General features: G+C 37.8%; 19 protein-coding genes and 1 riboswitch. Of the genes, 4 read left to right on the forward strand and 15 right to left on the reverse strand.

What is annotated here, in order from left to right:
• Window positions 1-187: 187 nt before the first annotated feature.
• Window positions 188-1333, forward strand: a complete 1146-nt coding sequence (locus V7138_RS00055) for an ROK family transcriptional regulator (RefSeq protein WP_335393043.1) — start codon at window positions 188-190, stop codon at window positions 1331-1333.
• Window positions 1334-1401: 68 nt separating this feature from the next.
• Here V7138_RS00055 and V7138_RS00060 read toward each other — a convergent pair whose 3' ends face one another.
• The 7 genes from V7138_RS00060 to V7138_RS00090 form a co-directional block, all read right to left on the reverse strand.
• A complete protein-coding gene (locus V7138_RS00060) occupies window positions 1402-2070 on the reverse strand; it encodes a P-II family nitrogen regulator (protein ID WP_335393046.1) in 669 nt (222 codons plus the stop codon).
• Window positions 2060-3550: a DUF1538 domain-containing protein gene (locus V7138_RS00065; protein WP_335393049.1), complete on the reverse strand. Its 1491-nt coding sequence runs from the start codon at window positions 3548-3550 to the stop codon at window positions 2060-2062. Before V7138_RS00065 ends, V7138_RS00060 begins: the two co-directional genes overlap by 11 nt.
• 253 nt (window positions 3551-3803) lie before the next feature.
• A complete protein-coding gene (locus V7138_RS00070; RefSeq protein ID WP_335393050.1) occupies window positions 3804-4976 on the reverse strand; it encodes a diflavin oxidoreductase in 1173 nt (390 codons plus the stop codon).
• 358 nt (window positions 4977-5334) lie between these two features.
• Window positions 5335-6723 carry a sugar porter family MFS transporter gene (locus V7138_RS00075; RefSeq protein ID WP_335393052.1) on the reverse strand — a complete coding sequence of 463 codons (1389 nt, stop codon included), beginning with the start codon at window positions 6721-6723 and terminating at the stop codon, window positions 5335-5337.
• A 193-nt stretch (window positions 6724-6916) separates the two neighbouring features.
• Entirely contained in the window at window positions 6917-8332 is a 1416-nt protein-coding gene (araA, locus tag V7138_RS00080; protein ID WP_335393054.1) for an L-arabinose isomerase, read from the reverse strand.
• A gap of 20 nt (window positions 8333-8352) precedes the next feature.
• The gene (locus V7138_RS00085) at window positions 8353-9063 is read right to left on the reverse strand and encodes an L-ribulose-5-phosphate 4-epimerase (protein ID WP_335393055.1); all 711 of its coding nucleotides are present in this window, start codon (window positions 9061-9063) and stop codon (window positions 8353-8355) included.
• Window positions 9064-9077: 14 nt separating this feature from the next.
• Window positions 9078-10688 carry a xylulokinase gene (locus V7138_RS00090; protein WP_335393057.1) on the reverse strand — a complete coding sequence of 537 codons (1611 nt, stop codon included), beginning with the start codon at window positions 10686-10688 and terminating at the stop codon, window positions 9078-9080.
• Between the two features lie 360 nt (window positions 10689-11048).
• Between V7138_RS00090 and V7138_RS00095 the strand changes: the two genes are divergently transcribed.
• Window positions 11049-12140 carry a GntR family transcriptional regulator gene (locus V7138_RS00095; protein ID WP_335393059.1) on the forward strand — a complete coding sequence of 364 codons (1092 nt, stop codon included), beginning with the start codon at window positions 11049-11051 and terminating at the stop codon, window positions 12138-12140.
• 305 nt (window positions 12141-12445) lie between these two features.
• A complete protein-coding gene (locus V7138_RS00100; protein WP_335393062.1) occupies window positions 12446-13495 on the forward strand; it encodes a 2,3-butanediol dehydrogenase in 1050 nt (349 codons plus the stop codon).
• A gap of 135 nt (window positions 13496-13630) precedes the next feature.
• On the opposite strand, the gene V7138_RS00105 is transcribed toward V7138_RS00100, so the two are convergent.
• The 6 genes from V7138_RS00105 to V7138_RS00130 all read right to left on the reverse strand — a co-directional run bounded on the left by V7138_RS00105 (window position 13631) and on the right by V7138_RS00130 (window position 19965).
• On the reverse strand, window positions 13631-15361 hold the full coding sequence (locus V7138_RS00105; protein ID WP_335393064.1) for a glycine betaine ABC transporter substrate-binding protein: 1731 nt from the start codon (window positions 15359-15361) through the stop codon (window positions 13631-13633).
• Between the two features lies 1 nt (window position 15362).
• Window positions 15363-16571, reverse strand: coding sequence for a quaternary amine ABC transporter ATP-binding protein (locus tag V7138_RS00110; protein WP_335393065.1), 1209 nt, complete (start codon window positions 16569-16571; stop codon window positions 15363-15365).
• A 198-nt stretch (window positions 16572-16769) separates the two neighbouring features.
• Window positions 16770-17588, reverse strand: coding sequence for an alpha/beta fold hydrolase (locus V7138_RS00115; RefSeq protein ID WP_335393067.1), 819 nt, complete (start codon window positions 17586-17588; stop codon window positions 16770-16772).
• 131 nt (window positions 17589-17719) lie between these two features.
• The gene (locus V7138_RS00120; RefSeq protein WP_335393069.1) at window positions 17720-19105 is read right to left on the reverse strand and encodes an LLM class flavin-dependent oxidoreductase; all 1386 of its coding nucleotides are present in this window, start codon (window positions 19103-19105) and stop codon (window positions 17720-17722) included.
• A 26-nt stretch (window positions 19106-19131) separates the two neighbouring features.
• Window positions 19132-19677 carry an NADPH-dependent FMN reductase gene (ssuE, locus tag V7138_RS00125; protein ID WP_335393071.1) on the reverse strand — a complete coding sequence of 182 codons (546 nt, stop codon included), beginning with the start codon at window positions 19675-19677 and terminating at the stop codon, window positions 19132-19134.
• Window positions 19678-19782: 105 nt separating this feature from the next.
• Window positions 19783-19965, reverse strand: a complete 183-nt coding sequence (locus V7138_RS00130) for a YezD family protein (RefSeq protein ID WP_335393074.1) — start codon at window positions 19963-19965, stop codon at window positions 19783-19785.
• Window positions 19966-20100: 135 nt separating this feature from the next.
• A riboswitch (SAM riboswitch) is annotated at window positions 20101-20201 on the reverse strand.
• A gap of 248 nt (window positions 20202-20449) precedes the next feature.
• Here V7138_RS00130 and V7138_RS00135 point away from each other — a divergent pair.
• The gene (locus V7138_RS00135) at window positions 20450-20605 is read left to right on the forward strand and encodes a hypothetical protein (protein ID WP_335393076.1); all 156 of its coding nucleotides are present in this window, start codon (window positions 20450-20452) and stop codon (window positions 20603-20605) included.
• Window positions 20606-20813: 208 nt separating this feature from the next.
• Here V7138_RS00135 and V7138_RS00140 read toward each other — a convergent pair whose 3' ends face one another.
• Together V7138_RS00140 and V7138_RS00145 are read right to left on the reverse strand one after the other, a co-directional pair.
• Window positions 20814-20969: a Fur-regulated basic protein FbpA gene (locus tag V7138_RS00140; protein ID WP_335393078.1), complete on the reverse strand. Its 156-nt coding sequence runs from the start codon at window positions 20967-20969 to the stop codon at window positions 20814-20816.
• 547 nt (window positions 20970-21516) lie between these two features.
• Window positions 21517-21789 carry a hypothetical protein gene (locus V7138_RS00145; RefSeq protein WP_335393079.1) on the reverse strand — a complete coding sequence of 91 codons (273 nt, stop codon included), beginning with the start codon at window positions 21787-21789 and terminating at the stop codon, window positions 21517-21519.
• Window positions 21790-22085: the final 296 nt, after the last annotated feature.

A 22085-nucleotide genomic window follows, 5' to 3' on the forward strand; every position in this document is an offset into this window, starting at 1 on the left:
ATTATAGCACCTGCACTTTAGTTTGTCTATGCAATAGACTAAGTTTAGGTAAAAATTAATAATCACACACTTTTTAATGGGAAAATTATTCTTTATACCTTAAATTTAAGAGGTTCACAGTTTGTCTATCAATTAAATTAAGTTTTATGATAAAATAGATACACTACCAAATAAGGAGTTTTTGCCAGTGGGAACGATAACATGGAATCAACAGGTTGTGAAAAAAAATAATAAAGCGCTCGTTTTGAAATTAATCATGGAACGAGAACCAATATCACGTGCTGACATCGCTCAAGTTTCTGGTTTAAATAAAACTACAGTTTCGACACTAGTAACTGAGTTATTAGAGGAAGATTTGATTTTCGAATCAGGGCCTGGGGTTTCGAGTGGTGGGCGCCGCCCTGTGATTCTCCATTTTAATAAGGATGCGGGATATGCGATCGGGATTGATATTGGTGTAAATTATATATTATCTATCCTTACTGATTTAAAAGGAAATATTCTAGCTGAAAAAAATCAAACTTTAACTCGCACCACATATGCAACAGTCATGAGTAATGTTCAAGATATGATTCAGTCGTTAATGGATGAAATGCCTAAAAGTAGATATGGGATTGTCGGCATTGGAGTTGGTGTGCCGGGACTCGTAAACAATGAGGGTGCCATCCTTCTAGCTCCAAACCTTGGCTGGAGCAATATTCAATTAAAAGAAGATCTTGAAAAGATTTACGAAATTCCTATTATCATCGAAAACGAAGCAAATGCAGGGGGCATCGGTGAACAGCAATTTGGTGAAGGGCAGGATCAAGAAAACATCCTTTATATAAGTGCTGGAATCGGAATCGGTGTTGGTATCATTGTCAATAAAGAACTATACAAAGGTAAAAATGGTTTCTCCGGTGAAATGGGCCATATGATAATTGATATAAACGGGAAACGCTGTAATTGTGGAAGCCGTGGTTGCTGGGAAGCCTACGCATCAGAGCAAGCATTACTAGAAATGGCTGACCAGATTGTTGATTCACTGGAGGAGCTCATTCAATTAGCTAAAAACGGTGATGAAAAAGCAAAAGAAATGTTTGATGAGATCGGCAACTATCTAGGTTTTGGTATTAATAATATCATTAATACATTCAATCCTGAACAAGTCATCATCGGAAACCGACTGGCTCTAGCAAAAGAATGGCTAGAGGAGCCAGTTAGGAATACGATTGTAAAACACACTCTCGCCTTCCACCAAAATGATCTCCAACTTCATTTTTCAAAGCTAGGAAAATACTCAACATCTCTTGGTATCTCTGCTTTTGTGGTTGATCATTTCATAAAAGGATAGGCGCTCATGTTTCCAAAAAGACGCCTGCCCCCCAGACGCATTTTCGTGACGGGAGCAGGCACCCCAATTTATTTATAAACCCCATAGGTTTTCTTGACATCTTGAATGAAGATGATTCCATTACCTGGTTCATCGATTCTGATTTTATCCCTAATGGATTCCACAATGGCTTCAGTGCTATCTTTTTCCGATAATATCAATACAATTTCTTTCTCTGGTTCAATTTCCATCGAAAATAGTTTGCTTGTTTCATGGATTCCAGAGCCTCTTGCATTGATGATTGTACCACCTTTGGATCCTGCTTCGACGGCTGCATCAATCACATTTTCCGCATTACCCTTTTCGACAATCACTGTAATAGCATGATACATTGTGTTGTCTGCACCTCTTCCTTCTTTAATATAATCACTTTTATAGCTGCTTGCTCCAACAATATGACCAACGGAAGTAGTAAACGCGATCCCATGATTTGGTTTGGTAAATTTATATTTCCTATCAAGCTGCTCAAGAGCTTGTTCCGCCGTGTTATTATCAGCAACCATTAGGACAATCTCTTTTCTAACATCATTTATCGCTAATAATTCCAAAAGGCGATTTTTTATCGTACCTTTTCCTAACAACACTGTGCCGCCAGTTATCCCATTTTTCTTAGCTGTTTGCATGATTTTGCTCCCTAAACCGTGGTTTACAATTACGCAAACCAGTTCAAAGTCGGCTGTTTCAGAATTACCCTGCATTCCTCTCCAGTCCTCCTTTTTTTGATTTTAATTTAAAAACCAACCCTAAAGTCTGTAAGGCAATCAGTGGTGTTAGCGCAACCATTGCAATCATACCAAATCCATCAATTAAGACATTGGCTCCTTCAATTGACTCTGCTGCACCTTGGATGAATGCTAATATAAAAGTAGCCGTCATTGGCCCAGAGGCAACACCACCTGAATCGAAGGCTATCCCCACAAACAGTTTTGGTACAAAATAAGACATCGCAAGGGCAATGAGATAACCAGGTAAAAGGTAATGCCATAACTGCAATGCAGGAATTAATATTCTTAGTATCGACAAAGCTACCGCTATACCCACACCTATGGATAAAGAAAACATGACCGTCTTTCTCGGTACATACCCACTTGTAACATCTTCGATTTGATGTGTTAACACATGAACAGCAGGCTCTGCCAAAATTGTCACAAGCCCTAAGATGAAGGCTACAATAACAACATATGCTTTATTATCTAAAGATGCAATACTATACCCAACAGCAGTACCCACATCCATAAATCCAGCATTCACCCCCACTAAGAAAAAGACAAGTCCTATAAATGTGAATAAGAGCCCCATTACTATTTTGCGAACTGCTTTTTTAGACATTTTAAATGAAATTTTTTGAAAGAGAAGGAAAAGCAATAAAATAGGTATCAACGCCACAATTATTTCAAAAGCGATAATCGGAAAATTATGTAAAAAAGGTCCAATAATTGAGTTTGAAACTTCATTCTGTTCCAGACTCCCTGATATTTTATCAGTTTTGACAATGATGTTCATGATCATGACAGCGATGATAGCACCTGTAGAGGCAATTGCGACTAACCCAAAGCTATCTTTTTCGGATGCTTTACTATCCTTTTTCAGAGAAGAAACGCCTAAGGCAAGTGCTAAAATAAATGGAACGGTCAATGCACCAGTCGTTGCCCCGGAAGCGTCAAATGAGATTGCTAAAAATTCAGGAGAGGTAAATAAGGCGAGTACAAAAATGATTAAGTATAAAATGCTTAACAATTTATATAAGGGAAAATTATAAACTATTCTTGCCAACCCCACAGCAATTAGGGCACCTATTCCAATTGAAACGATCACGACAAGACTGATCTTGGAAATCAATCCAGAAGTAACAAGATCGACCTGTCCTGCAAGGATATGTAAATCAGGTTCAGCGATTGAAATGAAAAATCCAAGGGCTAATCCAGCAATCCCTACAATCCATAGTTTATTAGTTTTCGCAATCGTAGCCCCCATCGACTGACCAATTGGAGTAATCCCTATATCGACTCCGAATAAAAATATTGATAATCCAATAATGATTAAAACAGATCCAATGATAAAGCGAATCAATAATGACATGTCTAAATGAACGAGTGTAAAATTTAAAATTAAGACGATGACTGTTATGGGGAGTACAGCATACAAAACTTCAATGAGTTTGGAAACTAAGACATTCAATTTTCAATCATTCCTTTCTATTAAGTTTTGAAAAGCTTACTAATCTAGTAGTTTGAATCAAGAGACTATATTATAAATATTAGGAGTTTTTTCCTATTTTTGTGTTACTTAACCTTATTTTACAATTCATGATGTTACATGACAATTCAAAAATTTTCTGAACGATGTGGTTGAACGGTCCGTTAGTCAGAACCCTAACTTTTAACCAAACAAAATACCCCTAGCACTCGGCGAGGGGCATTTATACAATATATTAATATACGTCACGCAGGTAACGGCCTTCTGTTTTCATGTCTTTTAGATAAGTTTCAGCAGCTTCTCGGTCCATTCCGCCTTCTTGTTCAATAATGGTCAGAAGGGCCTCGTTCACGTCTTTTGCCATATGGTCTTTATCTCCACACACGTAGAAATAAGCACCATTATCAATCCATTCGAACACTTCTTTACTGTGCTCAAGCATCTTATGCTGGACATATACTTTTTGATCTGAATCACGAGAGAATGCAACATCAATTTTTGTTAGAATTCCGTCTTGTTGGTATTTTTCCAATTCATCTCGATATAAGAAGTCAGTCGCCTCATGTTGATCTCCAAAGAATAACCAAGAACGGCCAGACGCTTTATTGATAGCAAGTTCTTCGATAAACGAACGGAATGGTGCGATCCCTGTTCCAGGTCCAACCATGATGATATCTTTATCAAGAGTTTCAGGTAAATGGAAATGTTTATTGACTTGAACGAATACTGGAAGGGTATCTCCTTCTTGAACACGCTCTGCACATTGAACAGAGCAAACTCCTTTACGTTCACGTCCGTGCGCAGTGTAACGAACAGCACCGATTGTTAAATGAACTTCGTCAGGATGTGCAGCTAAACTACTTGCAATGGAATAAAGTCGTGGTACCATTTTTCGTAATAAGGCAACGATTTCTTGAGCTGGAACCTTCCACGGACCAAATTCACGTAGCATATCAAGTAAGTCACGGCCAACGCAATATTCTTTCACCGCTACTGCATCTTCGACAAGCTTTTGGAGCTCCGCGTTATCAGTGAATGCTGCCGCACTTTGTAAAATCTTTCTTGAGAGTAACGTAATATCAAGGTATGTTTCCAATGCTTCTTTAAGTGGCATTAACTCTCCTTTACGGCCAACAGTTACAACCTCTTCTGCATCCCATTTCATTTCTTCTAGAATAGCTTCGACTAATTCTGGATCATTGGAAGGTGCAATTCCAAGCGTATCACCAGGAATATATGAAAATCCTGAGCCTTCTAATGATAACTCAATATGCCTTGTTTCCTTGCTTGAACCTTCCCCGTTTAAGTTAATGTTCTTAAGAACTTTTGCCGGAAATGGATTTGTTCTTGAATATGTTGCAGGGACAGGCTTTTGCGGATTTTTTTCATCATCTATAGTTCGTTGCATTTTCTAAAAACCTCCAACAGTTATATATATTTAGAATAACACATGTATAAGTGACCTGGTGTGCGTTTTGACACATTATTGGCATTGAAATTGCCAACAACACTCGCCCAATTATAGCATAAGTCAATTCAAATTATAGAATATATACATCCATTAATACAAACGAAAATAATGCGTAGTATTTTTCAGAGTAGTCTCTTTTAATATTATATTATTCAATGCTTAGATTCCGTGCATGAGAAGCTTCAGTAAAAGAAGAAAACTATAAGACCGTTAATACTTTGTCTAAGAGAAAAAGGAACGAAATCCGATTGGATTCGTTCCTTCGTTTTTTCTCGCTCAAACTTTATACATTTATTTACGCACTTTGTTTCTGTGCTTGTTTATTTTCTCCAATTTTTTCAATTTCCTCTAAAGTACGACCGCGAGTTTCAGGAACACGAATCCGGATAAATAAAACGCCAAGTAAACAAATAGCTCCGAAGATTGCAAATACAGCTTCTTGGGACATCGAAGCAGTCATAATTGGAAATAGCAATCCAACTAAGAAAGAACCTATCCAGTTAAAAGAGGATGCCAAGCCTGATGCACGTCCACGAATCATCAACGGGAATATTTCGCCGACAATCACCCATGTTAAAGGAGCCCAAGTGAATGAATAAAATGCTACATAAATACTTAAAAATACAACGATCATCATTGGATCAGCATTTGGAATTACTAAATTCAAAATTGCTGGTAAAATAAAGGACAGTCCCATCACCGTTCCACCTAATGTTAGTAAAGTACGGCGATTAAATTTATCAGCTATCCATAGGAATACTAGTGAACCTATAACTAGAATGATTCCTTGAATAATTGGCCACATCAATGCTGAACTAGCGGCATTTCCTGTTGCCTTTTCAACGATCAAAGGAATGTAATAAAAGATTGCGTTAGCTCCTTGGAATTGTTGGAAAGCAGCAACACCGACTCCAGCAATGACTAAATATCGGTATTTACTATTTAGTAGTGAACTCCAAGTTACATTTTGACCCGCCATTTTTTCCTCTTGTATGGCATCTTGAATCTGTTTAACTTCTATTTCGATTTTGTCCTTAGGGCGAATGAAACTTAAAACTTTACGTGCTTCATCTAGTCTATTATTCTTTATCAAAAATCGTGGTGATTCAGGTAGCTTTAATACTCCAATAAATAAAATCAAAGCTGGTACCGCTGCCATTGTTAGCATTAAACGCCATGCCATGGTTGTAGGTAAACCACTCAATAAATAATCAACAATGTACGAAAGTAACATTCCGGAAACTATCATTGTTTGATTTATACCTGACAAGCGGCCTCGCAAACGTGCAGGTGCCATTTCCGACATATACGCCGGTACCAACGCGGAAGCTGCTCCGACAGCCATTCCCAAGAATACACGAACAACAATCAAAAATATATTTCCATTATGAGGTGCCATTCCTGACAGTATAGACCCAACAACAAAAATTACTGCAGATAGTAAGATCATTTTGCGACGTCCTAATTTATCAGAAAGTTGGCCGGCCATAGCCCCTCCAAAAATCGCACCAAACATGATTGAAGAGGTTATCCAACCAATCACCGCAGCGCTTTCAAGATTCCAATCTTGTTGCAGGAAAGGCAGAGCCCCTGTCATAACACCAATATCATAACCAAACAAAATTCCGCCAAAAGCCCCGAAAAAATAAATGAAACCGCTTGAGACTTTCTTTTCGTTAACCATATCGCTCACCTCAAGATGTTAGAATTATATTGTTTAAGAATTCAATTTAAAAGTATACTTATGGATTTTCATCTTATATAGAAAGTGCTTTCATCTAGAAATATATACTAGTATACTGTTTAATTTAATAAATACTACTAGATTACCTATTTTTACCTCCAAGGAAGTAGAGCTCCCATGGAGGGTAAGGCTACTACTTAATTACGACATATTCCAAGTCAACAAGTTTTGCATAAGTCACGATTTGGTCTGTCGTTAAATTTAATGATACAACTGTATGGTGACCACCGCCGTTTTCAATCCAAGCTTTGACCCCGTCTTGGAAGTTCGGCTTAACCTCCCAAAGTACACGTGCAACTGGAAGATTTGGAGCTGGAACATTTGGTTCAAATGCAGAAACTTCATTAATCAATAGTTTGTAATGAGTACCAAAGTCAGCCATGGAAACAACAACACCGTCTCCAGCTTTACCATCAAACACTAGACGTGCTGGATCTTCTCTATCACCAATACCTAATGGAGATACGATTATTTTTGGTTTGTTGCTTGCTAAAGTTGGATCTACCTCAAGCATATGGGATTGTAGGATTGATTCTTGTCCAGCAGCTAATTCATATGTGTAATCCTCCATAAAGCCCGTAGATTGGTTATGACTCATTACCTTTAGTAAGCGGTCGAGTGCTGCAGTCTTCCAATCTCCTTCACCAGCAAAACCGTAACCTTGTGCCATCAAACGTTGAACGGCTAGACCTGGTAGCTGTTTCATTCCATATAAATCTTCAAAGTTTGTTGTGAAGGCATTGTATCCACCCTCATCAAGGAATCGTTTAATTGCAATTTCATAGCTTGCTTGTACTTTTACGCTCGCTTCCCAATCTTCTTTACTATAAGTCCCATAATCAAAATCATAAAGCTCTTCATACTCTGCAAACAGAGCATTAATTTCTTCGTCTGTAACAGCATTTACATATTGAACTAGATCTCCTATACCGAAATAGTCAACTGTCCATCCAAATTGAATTTGTGCTTCAACCTTATCCCCTTCAGTAACCCCAACATTACGCATGTTATCACCGAAGCGAGCGACCTTAATATTAAAGCTTTCATTATAAGCGACCGCTACGTCCATCCACTGTGCAATTTGCTTCTGTACTTCTGGGCGTTGCCAATAACCGACTACTACTTTATTTTGTTTCTTTAATCGAGCATTGATAAAACCATATTCACGGTCACCGTGAGCAGCTTGATTTAAATTCATAAAATCCATATCTATAGACGCCCAAGGAATGCTTTCATTGAATTGAGTAGCTAAGTGAAGCAAAGGTTTTTGTAATAGTTTTGTTCCCCGAATCCACATTTTTGCAGGTGAAAATGTATGCATCCAAGTAATGACACCCGCAACCTCATCACGGTAATTAACCTCTTTCATGATGTTTGTAATTTTATCCGCACTAACAGCCAAATCTTGTAACACGAGTGGATAAGGAAGCACACCGCTTTCATTTAAAGCATTCGTCATTTCTTGTGCATGCGCTTTAACTTCTGCTAAAGCTTCTTCTCCGTAAAGGTGCTGTGAGCCTACAACAAACCAAAATTCTTTTTTCAACATGATTATCCTCTTCTCCTAGATTAATAGTTTTCTATTATTTTTTGTCCGTAATACGCGTTTTTCCCATGCTTACGTAAATAATGCTTATCTAGTACACCTTGTGGCAAAGTTGGAGCAAAATGATTTAATTCTCGTGCGAATAAATTCATTTTTGCTACTTCATCTAATACAACACTGTTCATGACAGCTGATTTAACATCCTTGCCCCATGTAAATGGACCATGACCTTTGAGCAGAACACCCGGAACTGCTAAAACATCTAAACCACGCTCTTCAAATGTTTCAATAATGACATGACCTGTTTGCGCTTCGTAGCCTTTATCAATTTCCTCCTGTGTTAAGAAACGAGCACAAGGTATAGAACCATAGAATGTATCTGCATGAGTAGTCCCCATCGCTGGAACATCGAGGCCTGCTTGGGCCCAAATTGTCGCCCATGTAGAATGAGTGTGGACAATACCACCGATTTCTGGATAATGGTTATAGAGTACTGCGTGAGTCATTGTATCTGAAGAAGGGTTCAATTCACCTTCTACAACTTTTCCGTCTAAATCAACAACGACCATGTCACTAGGCTTTAACGTTTCATAATTAACACCACTAGGTTTGATAACAAATAAACCACTTTCACGATCAATCGCACTTGCATTCCCCCATGTAAATTTCACTAGTCCATGCTTAGGCAAGTCCAAATTTGCTTGATATACTTCTTCTTTAAGCTGTTCTAACACGTTATTCCCCCCTCTTATAAAACCAGATGTTCAACAGCGGCCTGCTCAATTTTTAAGCCTTTTTTGTACCTTTCAATAAAATTCTCAAACCCTTTAACGTCATATCCGTCTGGATATATTTCTTGTCCATCCGTATCTACGAAAACTTTCTTGTCGAGGAAGTCTTCTAAGCTCTCTTTTTGATCTTTATTCTTCATGTAAGATGCTAGAATAGCCATACCCCATGCACCGCCTTCTCCGGCTGTCGCCATAACTGAAACTGGAGTATTCATTGCGGCTGCAACAATTTTCTGTCCTACTACAGGTGTTTTAAATAAACCACCGTGAGCTAAAATACTATCAATTGCTACGTTTTCTTCCTTTGTCAAAATATCCATTCCAATTTTCAATGCACCAAAGGCAGTAAAAAGATGAGTCCTCATAAAGTTTGCTAAGTTAAAATTACTCTCGGGGGACCTGACAAATAGTGGTCTGCCTTCTTCTAATCCTGTAATATTTTCCCCTGAGAAATAACCGTAGCTAAGTAAGCCACCACCATCTGGGTCCGCTTCCAAAGCTTTATTTAACATCACTTCAAATAATTTATCGGTATCGACCTTTTGTCCCATTGCCTCAGAAAACTCCCGGAACAATCCCAGCCAAGCATTGATATCACTTGAACAGTTATTCGCATGAACCATTGCAACTGGACTTCCGTCTGGTGTGGTGACCAAGTCGATTTCGGGATATACCTTTGAAAGTTCCTTTTCTAATACAATCATCGCAAAAACAGAGGTTCCTACTGAAACATTTCCGGTACGTTTTCTCACACTATTAGTAGCAACCATTCCAGTTCCTGCATCACCTTCTGGAGGACAAATCGGAATGCCTGGCTGCAAATTCAGAGATCGATCTAGAATCTTTGCTCCAACTTCCGTTAATTCTCCAGCTTTTTCACCTGAGATATGTACTTTAGGAAGGATATCTTTTAACTTCCAAGGATAATCTTTACTAGCTATTAGTTCGTCAAACTGCTTTAGCATTGATTCAATATAGTCATGAGTAACTTCATCAATCGGGAACATACCAGAAGCATCACCTATACCAATGGCTTTATTTCCAGTCATGAGCCAATGAATGTATCCAGCTAAAGTTGTAATGTAATTAATTCGTGATAAATGTTTTTCGTCGTTTAATATCGCTTGATATAGATGAGCAATACTCCATCTTTCAGGGATATTGAATTGAAATTTATTGGTTAATTCCTTTGCTGCAACAACAGTTGTTGCGTTTCGCCAAGTACGAAATGGGACTAATAGCTCCCCCGTCTCATCAAATGCCATATACCCATGCATCATTGCAGAAAATCCTATAGATCCAACTGTTCGAATCGTGATTCCATAATTTCGTTCAACTTCTTGTTTCATTTCACTATAAGCTGTTTGCAAACCAGTGATAATATCAACTAAGTTGTACGTCCAAAATCCATTTTCCAGCCGATTTTCCCACTCGTAACTTCCGGTTGCAATTGTTTCATAATCCTGATCAATCAACACTGCTTTAATACGGGTGGATCCGAATTCAATTCCAAGTGACGTATTCCCCATAGCAATCGCTTGTTTTACATCTACCCGATTTGTTGTCATATAAACATCCCTCCCTGATAACGGTTTCTTTATGTAAAAGGATGCGCTTTCCTTTTTGCTAATAGCAACTACGAATAGTATATTTTTTGTACGTACATTTGTCAATATTAAATTAAAATTATGCTATCAACTTTTGATAATTGAAATTCCGCTACTCTTTTATGCATTAAGAATACAATGGTTGAAGAGTGAAACTTATTTACACTAAAAATTAGGGGGAGTTTGTATAATTATTCAGTGCTTTCCCTTGATATTAGAACAAAAACTTTTATTCAAATTCGAAACATGATAAAATATGTCCATACAACTTATTTAAATGGAAAAATTTGAACATGAACAATTATGAAAGTAGAGAGATTAATGAAACCAAAATATCAGGTCATCATCGAAGATATAAAAAGTAAAATCCTTTCGGGTGATTATGCTGTTGGTGAGCAAATCCCAACTGAATTTACTTTGCAGGAGACGTACAATGTTAGCCGTCATACAGTTCGAAAGGCAATTTTAGAACTTTCTAATGATGGTTATTTAAGAAGTGAAAAGGGTTCAGGTACTTATGTTAGTAACCAATATCGGTCAAAATCCGGTGGAAGTTCAACTAAGAAAACAATTGGTGTAATCACAACCTACATTTCCGATTATATTTTCCCCTCCATTATTCGCGGAACCGAAGGAAGATTAAATGAGGATGATTATTCATTACTTTTAGCTAGTACGAATAATGATGTTGAACAAGAAAAGAAAGCTTTGGAAATGATGCTATCCTATGGCGTGGATGGATTAATCGTTGAACCTACCAAAAGCAATCTTTATAATCCTAATATCGCATATTACCTCTCTTTTAAGGAACAAGATGTACCCCTCATCATGATCAATGCTTATTATGAAGAACTGGAGGTGCCTTTCCTTCGTTTAGATGACGTACAATCTAGCTATACAGCAACAAAAGAATTAATTTCAAAAGGCCACACACAAATTGGACTTATTTCTAAAACAGACGATTTACAAGGTAAGTTTCGAATGAAGGGATACATTAAAGCGCTTGGTGAAGCAAAGTTACGTTTTCAACCAGATCAAGTGCTTTCCTACAACACGGAGACCAAGCATGACTTATCCATTAATTTGAAAGAATTTCTAATAAAAAATAGAGACGTATTGACTGCAATTGTTTGCTATAACGACGAAGTAGGGTTGGAAGTCGCAAATGTATGCAGACAACTTGATATTTCCATACCAGACAAATTATCAATAATTGGGCAGGACAACTCCTATATTGCGAAAAATGCTAATATCAAACTAACCACATTAACACACCCACAAGAGCAAATGGGACGCGATGCGGCGGATTGGGTCATTAAGAAACTTCAAGGAAAAAAGGATTTGCCCAACGAAACCCTTTACCAACCAGTATTGATTGAAGGCGAAACGGTAAAAGAATTAGACGAGCAATGAACTGGGTGTAATAACTACCATATAAAAGAACCCTAACTTAGTTGGACAATTACTATGGTGAAAAGTCTTCGATGCTTCGTGGGATCAATTAAAGTAAAGTGAAGTTCCTTGCTGTAAAAACTACCCTCTTTTCAGGAAATACGAGGGTAGTTTTATTTGCTTTAGACTGAGTTTTCGTTGGGTAATTAAAAAGTATGTGAAAAAGTTCACAAATTCTTGCTATTAAACTCATTTTTTTAGAGAATCTATTGTTATACTGATATTGTATTGAGAATCTACTATTCTATATTGAAAGGTTGAGGATCATGAAAGCACTTAGATGGCACAAGGCAAAAGATTTACGATTAGAGAACATCGATGAACCTAAGGCGAAAAAAGGGGAGGTCAAACTTAAAGTAGAGTGGTGTGGAATTTGTGGAAGTGATTTACACGAATATACAGTAGGCCCTATTTTTATTCCATCTGAAACCCCACATCCAATCACAGGCGATAAGGCACCAATTGTATTGGGTCACGAGTTTTCAGGTCAAGTTGTTGAAATTGGTGAAGGCGTATCGAAGGTACAGATTGGTGACCGTGTTGCCGTTGAACCTATCTTTTCTTGCGGGGAATGTGAAGCTTGTAAACAAGGTAAATATAATCTTTGCGATAAAATGGGGTTTTATGGCCTTTCTGGAGGCGGTGGAGGATTTTCAGAATTCGCTTCTGTACCTGAGCATATGTTACATAAGCTTCCTGAAACAGTATCTTATGAACAAGGAGCACTTGTTGAACCAGCTGCAGTTGCACTTCATGCAGTGAAACAAAGCAAGCTCCAAGTTGGTGATAAAGCCGCAGTATTTGGCACCGGTCCAATCGGTCTTTTAGTGATCGAAGCCCTCAAGGCTGCTGGTGCAACCGAAATCTATGCAATAGAGCTTTCAGAGCAACGAAGACAAAAGGCTGAAGAACTAGGGGCAATTGGAATTAATCCAAGTAATGGTGATGTAGTAGAGCAAATTCAACAGCTTACTAATGGCGGAGTAGACGTTGCATACGAAGTAACAGGGGTTCCACCTGTTTTGGTACAAGCCATAAACTCTACAAAATTCAATGGTGAAACCATGATTGTCAGCATTTTTGAAACCGAGGCTACGATTCACCCACAAAATATCGTAATGAAAGAACGGACGGTAACAGGTATTATCGGATATCGAGATGTATTCCCAGCTGTTATTCGTTTAATGGCTGAAGGTTATTTCCCTGCTGAAAAACTGGTAACAAAACGAATTACACTTGATGAAGTCATTACTGAAGGGTTCGAAAGTTTACTTAAAGAAAGAAATCATATAAAAATTCTCGTCAATGCTGAATAAAAATAGGAATGAGCCAATAGAACATGATCTATTGGCTCATTTTTTATTTAACGATCATGATTAATATAAAACTTCATAGCCTTAAGTATTGTCCCTTTTCTCCCAATAATGGTATCATGACCACCTCTGATCCATTTATTTCAAATCTTCAATGGAATTAATGTCGACGTATTCCGGTACTACTAAGCCATTCTTTGTTCCGTGAAGATTTTTTCCAAGATCAATTAGATCGTTTTTATACGTATTATAGTATTCAATATGGGTGCTTGGAAGCCACGCACCAACCATTGCATCGGAGCTGCCGTTGGCAACACCCGCAAACATTGGTCCAACTTCTACCTGGGTTAAGGTTACATCATAGCCATTTTGCTCAAGAACCTTTCCAATTACATTTGTACTCGCTATCTCCGTATCCCAGGCAACAAAGACAAGATTGATACTTTCTCCATTTCCCGATTGGACACCTTTCGTCCACTCCGACACCTTATCAGGATTGGCCTCAATCCATTTTTCTGCTGCTTCACTCGCATTCATACCATCTGTTACATCAACCATTACCGCTTCCATGTCATTTGGTTCCCATGAGAATTGGTCAAGAATTGTATAAGCCCCAGGTGCATCCTCCTCAAGACCTTTTCTAACAAGTGTATGGATATCTTCAGTACCCCCAAAGGAGCCTTGTGGATCGTCCAGATATTTCAACTTAAAAGAAGCGAACATCCAGTGCGGTGACCAGCCTGTCACAATAATCGGTTTTTTTGCATTATAGGATTTCTTTAACTCCGCTACCATAGCTGCTGAAGATCCTTCCACAAGGGTCCATTGGTCTAATCCATAAGCTTCCAGTGCATCACTAGCTTGCTGCATAATGCCTGCACCAGGCTCTATCCCGATAATTTCATACTCCGTTCTTCCCCCAATGCTGTTGGCATTTTCCGGAGTGATTGTCTCACCCTTTTGAAAGGCTAACACAATTGCCGTGCCTACTACTAGAACAGCTAATATCGAAAAAGCTAGTCTTGGTTTTAACATATGCTTATATGCTGGATTACGTAAGTTTTGTGTAATCCGATCGAGTATGATTGCTATAAAGACAATTGATAAACCTGCTTCAAAACCTTTTCCTACATCAATTTGACTTACTGCTCGATAAACATCTGCTCCAAGTCCTGGCGCTCCAACTAATGAAGCTGTTACGACCATTGATAGAGCAAGCATTATACTTTGGTTAATTCCAGCCATAATTGTTGGAGTCGCCAACGGTAATTGAACTTTGAACAATTTCTGACTTCTAGTCGATCCAAAAGCATCCGCTGCCTCAATAAGATCCCCTGGCACCTCTTGAATCCCAAGATTGGTCATACGGATGGTTGGTGCAATCGCAAATATGATCGAGGCGATAATCCCCGGCACAACGCCAATCCCAAAAAATAATATGGACGGAATTAAATACACAAAAGCAGGCATTGTCTGCATAAAGTCTAAAATAGGTGTGACAATGTTTTGGATTGTTTTTCGCTGGGCGCACCATATCCCAATTGGAATTCCGATGACTATCGTAATTAATCCAGATAAGATAACAATCGCCAATGTTTGAATACTTGATTCCCAGTAACCCAGATTATCTATTAAAAGCAGACTGACTATGGTAAAAATCCCTAACGGCCACCTGCTAGTATAGGTTACTAATAGTGCGAGGATGATGATTAAGACAATCGAAGGCCCTACGCTTAATACATCAACTAAAGTGTTCAATAAACCATCAATCGTATTTGTTAAAAATGTAAAGAAGCCGGAAAACGCTACAGTTACCCATTGGACAAGAGAGTCCACCCATTCCCCTAATGGAATTTTCGGCATATTCATTTCATCCCTCACTCTCCAGGTCGTTCAACGAATCTTTATTTCCTGCTAACGCTCCAACAACAGCTCCGCGAATCACTATTCCTTTTAATCGATGTTCTTCATCTATAACAGATATTGGTAGGCTTGATGTCGCCATCACATCCATTAAATCGGTAATTAGTGTATCCTGTGAAACTGTTGGAATGTCTGTTGTCATGACTTCAGAAATGGGTTGATTTTGATCGATAGCCTGTTTAGCTTGTTCAGCGGTCAATGCTCCCAATAGCTTTTGCTTCCGATCAACGATGAATATGCTAGAGTACCCTTGCTTGCGCATTATTTCTAAGGCAACCCTTGGTCCTCGGTCAATACCGATTTTTTCTCCTCTTTTCATGACATGTGAGGCCGTGAGTACTTTTGATAAGTCAACATCCTCCACAAACTTCTCAACAAATTTATTCGCAGGTTTCATCATAATTTCTTCAGGTGTTCCAAGCTGAATCACACTACCGTCCTTCATGAGGGCAATTCGATCACCGATTCGTAAAGCTTCATCTAAATCATGAGTAATAAAAATAATCGTTTTCTTGTACTGTTCTTGAATTTGAATTAATTCATCCTGCATATCTTTTCGAATAAGTGGATCGAGTGCACTGAATGCCTCATCCATCAGGATAATATCGGTATCGCTTGCAAGAGCCCGTGCGAGACCTACCCTTTGCTGCATTCCGCCACTTAATTGTGATGGAAGCTGGTGCTCGTACCCTTTTAACCCGACGGCCTCGAGAGCTTTCATTGCTTTTTCCCTGCGTTCATCAGGTGAGACCTTTTTGATTTCAAGACCGAACTCCGTATTTGCTAATATGGTACGATGCGGAAATAAAGCGAAATTTTGAAAGACCATACTGATTCGCTTTTGCCTAATTTCTCTGAGCCGGGCAGCATTCATCTTCACAATATCTTCGTTTTTTATCAAAATCTCTCCAACCGTCGGATCAATCAGCCTGTTAAACATTCGGATTAATGTAGATTTGCCACTTCCAGATAAACCCATAATCACAAAGATCTCACCGGGGTAAATTTTGAAATTGACATTATTCACACCGACTGTTTGCCCTGTAGCTTTCAGGATTTCTTTCTTTGATTTACCTTGCTTCAATAAATCAATGGCTGTTTTAGGAGATTTGCCAAAGATTTTCGAAACATTTCTGACCTCTACATACGGATCCATCCAATCACCTCAAAGTGTTTATTGCCTATGCTGTTCTTACCTTTACCTACTTTGTATGCTTCTATGAAATTTCCATAGAAAAAGAGGATAGGATTGAATAATCAAAAGCAGACAATACTTTATCACGAAATGAAAAAGGGTTGTCAAAATAGTGTTGGATAACACTATTTGACAGCCCTATAAATCCATCTTAAATTCTTAATTTTTATTTAGAAACTCTTTGACCATTTCATTGAACTTTTCATCATGCTCCCAAAACATCATATGTCCTCCAAGAACCTTCACTTGGGATTCAGGTGTTAATTGGTTTGTATAGTTTTTAGCAATATCCGCCCAGTGCTCTGCGACAATTGTTAAGGTAGGAACTGCTTTACTTGCCTGTTTTGCTTGCTCTCGATAATCAGAAAACATACCTGATGCAAACAAATTTCCTGCAATGTAATAGGGTGTTTTTAGTGATTGTTCGACCAGCCAGGTTAGCTCTTCTTTCTCAAGCTCTCTTTGTACCATGACTTGTGTGATATAGCTTGTTATGAACTCCCGATGTCCTGCTGAATTACGTAAATAGCTATTATAGATTGCTGCAATATCGTCTAATGGTCCTTCCACCCAATCATCATTGACTGATAAAGATTTAGGCGGCATATCCACAAAAATTAAAGATTTAATCTGATCAAAGCCTTTTTGCTTCACATACTCCCAAACTGTAAAACAACCAAACGACCAGCCTACAAGTGTTGCATTTTTCACATTCAATTGATGGAGAATGGAAGCTAAATCCGAACCGTGTGTAACATAATCATTTCCATGAAGAGATATCGTTGATCTCCCGTGACTCCTTGGATCAATTACGATAACCCTGTTCGTTTTTGAAAAATATTCAATTTGCTTTGAAAAAACCTCAGTAGTGAATGTAAAACCGGGAATGAAAACAAGGGGTTCTCCTTCCCCTACATCTTGAACAAATAATTCGACCCCTGAATCAACTTCAATATATTTTCCATCAATCAAACTCATCATCATCCCCCCAAGATTTTGCTTTTACACACTATATTCACCTTTTAGATTCTAAATTCCTTCTATTAAGAGACAATTAGAAAAAGCCTCCGTAAACTACGAAGGCTTAACAAAATATATTTCGTACTATTTTAATTTACGGTTAAGACGGCAGTTTTTGAATATTGCTTACCAGGATGATGAGCAGGAAGCTGGCTTCCTTGACCAAATAGGCTATCCCTTAATGTGTCACCTTCATACTCTTTTCGTACAAGACCTCTTTCTTGTAATACCGGAACAACAAGCTCTACAAAATCAATAAACGTACCAGGCGTAATCGCATACGCAATGTTAAATCCATCTACTCCGGTTTCTGCCACCCAACTCTCTAAATCATCTGCAACCTGTTCCGGGCTTCCAACCGTGACGGGACCTAATCCACCAATTCCGGTATACTTTTTAATTTCTTCGACCGTCCAATTTTTATCAGAATCAATTCTCGTAAAGTTTTCTACGGTTGACTGAATCGCGTCATTTTTTACAAACTTAAGATTTTCATTCGGACCATATTCCGAAAAGTCAATTCCTGTCCAACCACCCAAAAGCGCTAGCGCTCCTTCATAACTTACATGTTTTTGATAATCATTGAACTTTTCATATGCTTCTTCTTCAGTCCGGCCAACAATCGGAGTGATACAAGCCAGGATTTTTATTTCCTCTGGTGCTCTACCAGCTTTTATGGCTTCTTCACGCAGTTTTTTTACAGAATGCTTTGCGGCATTTTTAGTCGGTGCCCCAATAAAGACTAATTCTGCATTTTTACCCGCGAAAGCACGCCCCTTTGAAGAGGTTCCTGCTTGATAGAGTACCGGTGTTCTTTGTGGGGATGGCTCGCATAAATGTGCACCCGGAACTTTATAATACTTTCCTTCATGGTTGATATCATGAACCTTACTTGGGTCTGCGAAAATTCGATTCTCTTTGTCTAGTAAAACAGCATCATCCTCCCAGCTACCTTCCCATAATTTATAGCAAACCTCTAAATACTCTTCAGCGATATCGTAGCGTTCATCATGTTTAATTTGGTCTTCCAACCCCATATTAACAGCTGCACTCTTTAAATATGAAGTGACAATATTCCAGCCTACACGCCCCTTCGTTATATGATCTAGCGTAGACATCCTCCGAGCAAATGTATAAGGATGCTCATGTGTGACAGATGCAGTGACTCCAAAGCCTAAGTGCTTTGTCACAGCAGACATTAAAGGAACGATTAGGGATGGGTCGTTAACAGGTGTTTGTGTACCTTGACGGATAGCCGCATCTCGAGAGCCTTGGTATACATCATACGGACCCAGTACATCTGCTAGGAAAATAGCATCGAATCTCCCCTTTTCTAAAATCTTCGCCAGTTCAATCCAATATTCGCTATCTTTATAGCGATAGGATTGATCCTCTGGATGGGTCCACAAACCTGGAGACTGATGGCCAACACAGTTCATATCAAATGCATTTAAATAAATTCTTTTCTTTGTCATTGTAATTAGCTCCTTTTTAATGAATGTTATAAAACAAAGTTCTTTTTCTGGTTTACTGCTTCAACAAAGTAATAAAGCTCCTTTTTCAATCTTTCTAAAACATTCACGTCGATTATCGGGTTGACGACTTGTGTTTTATCGATTTGGCAATCCTGGAAGTAAACTCCTTGGAGGCTTTGCCCCTTTAATGCTGCCAATAAAGGTTTGAGGCTGAAGTCAATCGCAAGTAAATGAGCTGGGCTCCCACCTGTCATGATTGGCAAAACGGTTTTTCTCGCTAATACATCCTGGGGAAGCAAATCCAATACCGCCTTCAGAACTCCTGTATACGCTGCCTTATAAACAGGTGATCCTACAATCACTCCATCTGCACTTTGAATGAATGAAGTTAGGTCCTTAAGGGCTGGACTATCAAACTTCAGATTAAATATGTCATCAGATGGAATATCTCTTACGGACACATGTGTAACAGAAAATCCTTCCTGCTTAAGTTTCTTGCCAGCATATTGCAGAACTAAATCTGTTCGAGAATTTTCTGAAGGGCTTCCCGATAAAATTACGATTTCGCTCATTTTGATCATCCTTTCTTTTTTTGCAAATCAAAAAGGCATCTTTATACAAAACGTCATAAATGGACGCTTTGAAAATAAAGATGCCTTTAGTCGTCTAATCGGCAATTATTTAGTATTTTTTGATAATTTTTGAGTTGAAGTGGATTTTTGTAATGAAAAACGCTTCTTTTCTGTCGCATCAATTTGAGTAATTTCCCCATCATGGACGGTAATTACAATAGATCCAAAATCCAGCTTTTCCAATGTTGATAAAATATGTTTCACCTTTGATTCATCAAGCTTCGCCACGTAACTCCCCCTCGTTGTAAAATGTGTATTATTTCATTGCCATTGGTTGACCAGTGCGGCAATAAATTCTTGGAGCAACATAAAAAACCCTCTTCTAGACAAGAAGAGGGCGTACGTAAATAGTTCAATACACTCTTCTTATCTTTCAAGCTTCACGCTTGCTGGAATTGGCACAGTACAAAATGTCTGTTGCCGAGGCATCGTCGGGCCAGTCCCTCCACCTCTCTTGATAAGAACTAACTGGTTATGAAGTTGTTGTTTGTTGATACTAAATTACACTCAAAACGTTTTTCTGTCAATCACTTTATTCAAAAATTTTCAAAAGAGGTAATTTTTAGTTATTTAGTCATGGTTACTGTGGGGACAAATTAGAACAAGTAAAGACCAGTAAATTCTTTGTAATGATTGTAGTAGAAACTTAATTCAAAGATTCCATGCACTAAAGCATAAGATACAATAAAACACTTTTATTGAAGGAGGAATGATGGATATTTTAGCGAAAATCAATTGTAAATTAAAAGGACATGATTTTGAAGAAATCAATCAGAAACCTGATGGTTGGGGATATATTGCAACCTATTTTATATGTAACCGATGTGGTCACGAAAAGGTAGTCACGGAGCGAGAGGATGATGTGTAAATGTTGACTAACATGTAAGGTTCGGTTTTTATCAACAACATTATCTTACGGCTTACATGAACAATAGCACGTTAAACAACCCTATTTAGCAGACATTAAAGTGCACTATGTAGGGTTGTTTTTATTACAATGTCCCGGTAGGCCTATATTAATAACCATGCTTACAGAGTTTTTTTAAGTTTGATCTTTTCTTTATATTGTCACAAAGTTATTCGTGGCCATATAGTTTATACTCTTGTTCAAGTTCACTTAAAGTTAATTCATAAAGATGCTTATCATTTTTCTTATAAATTCCTAGATTAATTAGCCTGATAATTAGTTCTTTCTTTTTTAATTGAACAGCGTTTCTTAAAAGATTCCCCATTTTTATCACCTCAATTTAGAAAAAAGCTATAAATCATGAATAAGTTTATGACTGAGTATATTATGTTGTCAGTAAAGTATTATCCAAACAGTTCTTTTCGACTTTCTTTTATTCTATCAACCTATATTTTTATTCTTCTTTGATTCTAGAGATTGTGTAGCTTAACTGATTGAAAACTTTATTTATCAGCCAAATTATACAAATGGAACTTAAGAAATAAGTGATTAGATAGCTTAAAATGACCAACATTTAAATTCCTCCATCATCATCATTTGACCTTATCCTCTGACTCTAGTCATTATAGACGAGGAATCTCTTGAAATTTGTCGATTTATCTAGAATTTACAACTCTTAATCGAATTGTTAACCTGCTTTAATAAAAGAAAAACTTGTAATTAATTCTTAACCCTTTGCGCTTTGAATATAAAAAAGGCCCCGAATCTTATAATTCGAGACCACAATAATAAATAATTTATAGATTAAGAAGTATTCGCCCAAGCTCATCCATATTTTAATATTATTATCCATGTGTATACTTCTAGTTCTATTACTTGAGGTTACTTAAAAAAACCTCATACTGTTCTCGAACAAAACCTTTTACAAGTTCAAGTTTTTCTTTCGTATTTATTACTTCAAACGGAACATAAATTTCATGTTTTTTTAATGCAAAACTTCTCATTTTTTCAATTTCAAAATCCAATAGTTTTTGAATTCCTTTCTGAATCTCTTTCCCTTTTAATGATTCCTTATTACCTGGATCGACATGGAGGATTAAACAGCTGTATCGTTTTTCTCCATACAGTGTGGCAAACTTCGGCATTTTCCCCCAAAAAAGGATTGGTTTCTATCCTAGTGTTAAACTTTTTGGGGCCAAGGTGAATTCCATTCGACCCAATCCACTTAGAAATTTATGTAGTTCACTAAATACATGTAATTCGTTCATTTATCTCTCTCCCCCTAGCATAATATTTTCATTTAATGTTAGATTAACTCCAAAAAAATAAAATGATAATAGCATATTCATTTTCCCACCTTTCACCCTTACAATCTTTTAACAAAGAATCAACTATTCTTTACAAATATTAAATGCCCTTGAAATATTGCTAGGTTAAGATT

It is taken from the genome of Bacillus sp. JJ1533 (assembly GCF_036965045.1).
Classification (GTDB): domain Bacteria; phylum Bacillota; class Bacilli; order Bacillales; family Bacillaceae_L; genus Ferdinandcohnia.

Excerpts from the sequence above, each read along its gene's own strand:
- V7138_RS00060 (WP_335393046.1), bottom strand. The coding sequence starts at position 2,070 with ATGCAGGGTAATTCTGAAACAGCCGACTTTGAACTGGTTTGCGTAATT.
- V7138_RS00070 (WP_335393050.1), bottom strand. The coding sequence starts at position 4,976 with ATGCAACGAACTATAGATGATGAAAAAAATCCGCAAAAGCCTGTCCCT.
- V7138_RS00075 (WP_335393052.1), bottom strand. The coding sequence starts at position 6,723 with ATGGTTAACGAAAAGAAAGTCTCAAGCGGTTTCATTTATTTTTTCGGG.
- araA (WP_335393054.1), bottom strand. The coding sequence starts at position 8,332 with ATGTTGAAAAAAGAATTTTGGTTTGTTGTAGGCTCACAGCACCTTTAC.
- V7138_RS00090 (WP_335393057.1), bottom strand. The coding sequence starts at position 10,688 with ATGACAACAAATCGGGTAGATGTAAAACAAGCGATTGCTATGGGGAAT.
- V7138_RS00095 (WP_335393059.1), top strand. The coding sequence starts at position 11,049 with ATGAAACCAAAATATCAGGTCATCATCGAAGATATAAAAAGTAAAATC.
- V7138_RS00100 (WP_335393062.1), top strand. The coding sequence starts at position 12,446 with ATGAAAGCACTTAGATGGCACAAGGCAAAAGATTTACGATTAGAGAAC.
- V7138_RS00105 (WP_335393064.1), bottom strand. The coding sequence starts at position 15,361 with ATGAATATGCCGAAAATTCCATTAGGGGAATGGGTGGACTCTCTTGTC.
- V7138_RS00110 (WP_335393065.1), bottom strand. The coding sequence starts at position 16,571 with ATGGATCCGTATGTAGAGGTCAGAAATGTTTCGAAAATCTTTGGCAAA.
- V7138_RS00115 (WP_335393067.1), bottom strand. The coding sequence starts at position 17,588 with ATGAGTTTGATTGATGGAAAATATATTGAAGTTGATTCAGGGGTCGAA.
- V7138_RS00120 (WP_335393069.1), bottom strand. The coding sequence starts at position 19,105 with ATGACAAAGAAAAGAATTTATTTAAATGCATTTGATATGAACTGTGTT.
- ssuE (WP_335393071.1), bottom strand. The coding sequence starts at position 19,677 with ATGAGCGAAATCGTAATTTTATCGGGAAGCCCTTCAGAAAATTCTCGA.
- V7138_RS00135 (WP_335393076.1), top strand. The coding sequence starts at position 20,450 with ATGGATATTTTAGCGAAAATCAATTGTAAATTAAAAGGACATGATTTT.
- V7138_RS00140 (WP_335393078.1), bottom strand. The coding sequence starts at position 20,969 with ATGGGGAATCTTTTAAGAAACGCTGTTCAATTAAAAAAGAAAGAACTA.
- V7138_RS00145 (WP_335393079.1), bottom strand. The coding sequence starts at position 21,789 with ATGCCGAAGTTTGCCACACTGTATGGAGAAAAACGATACAGCTGTTTA.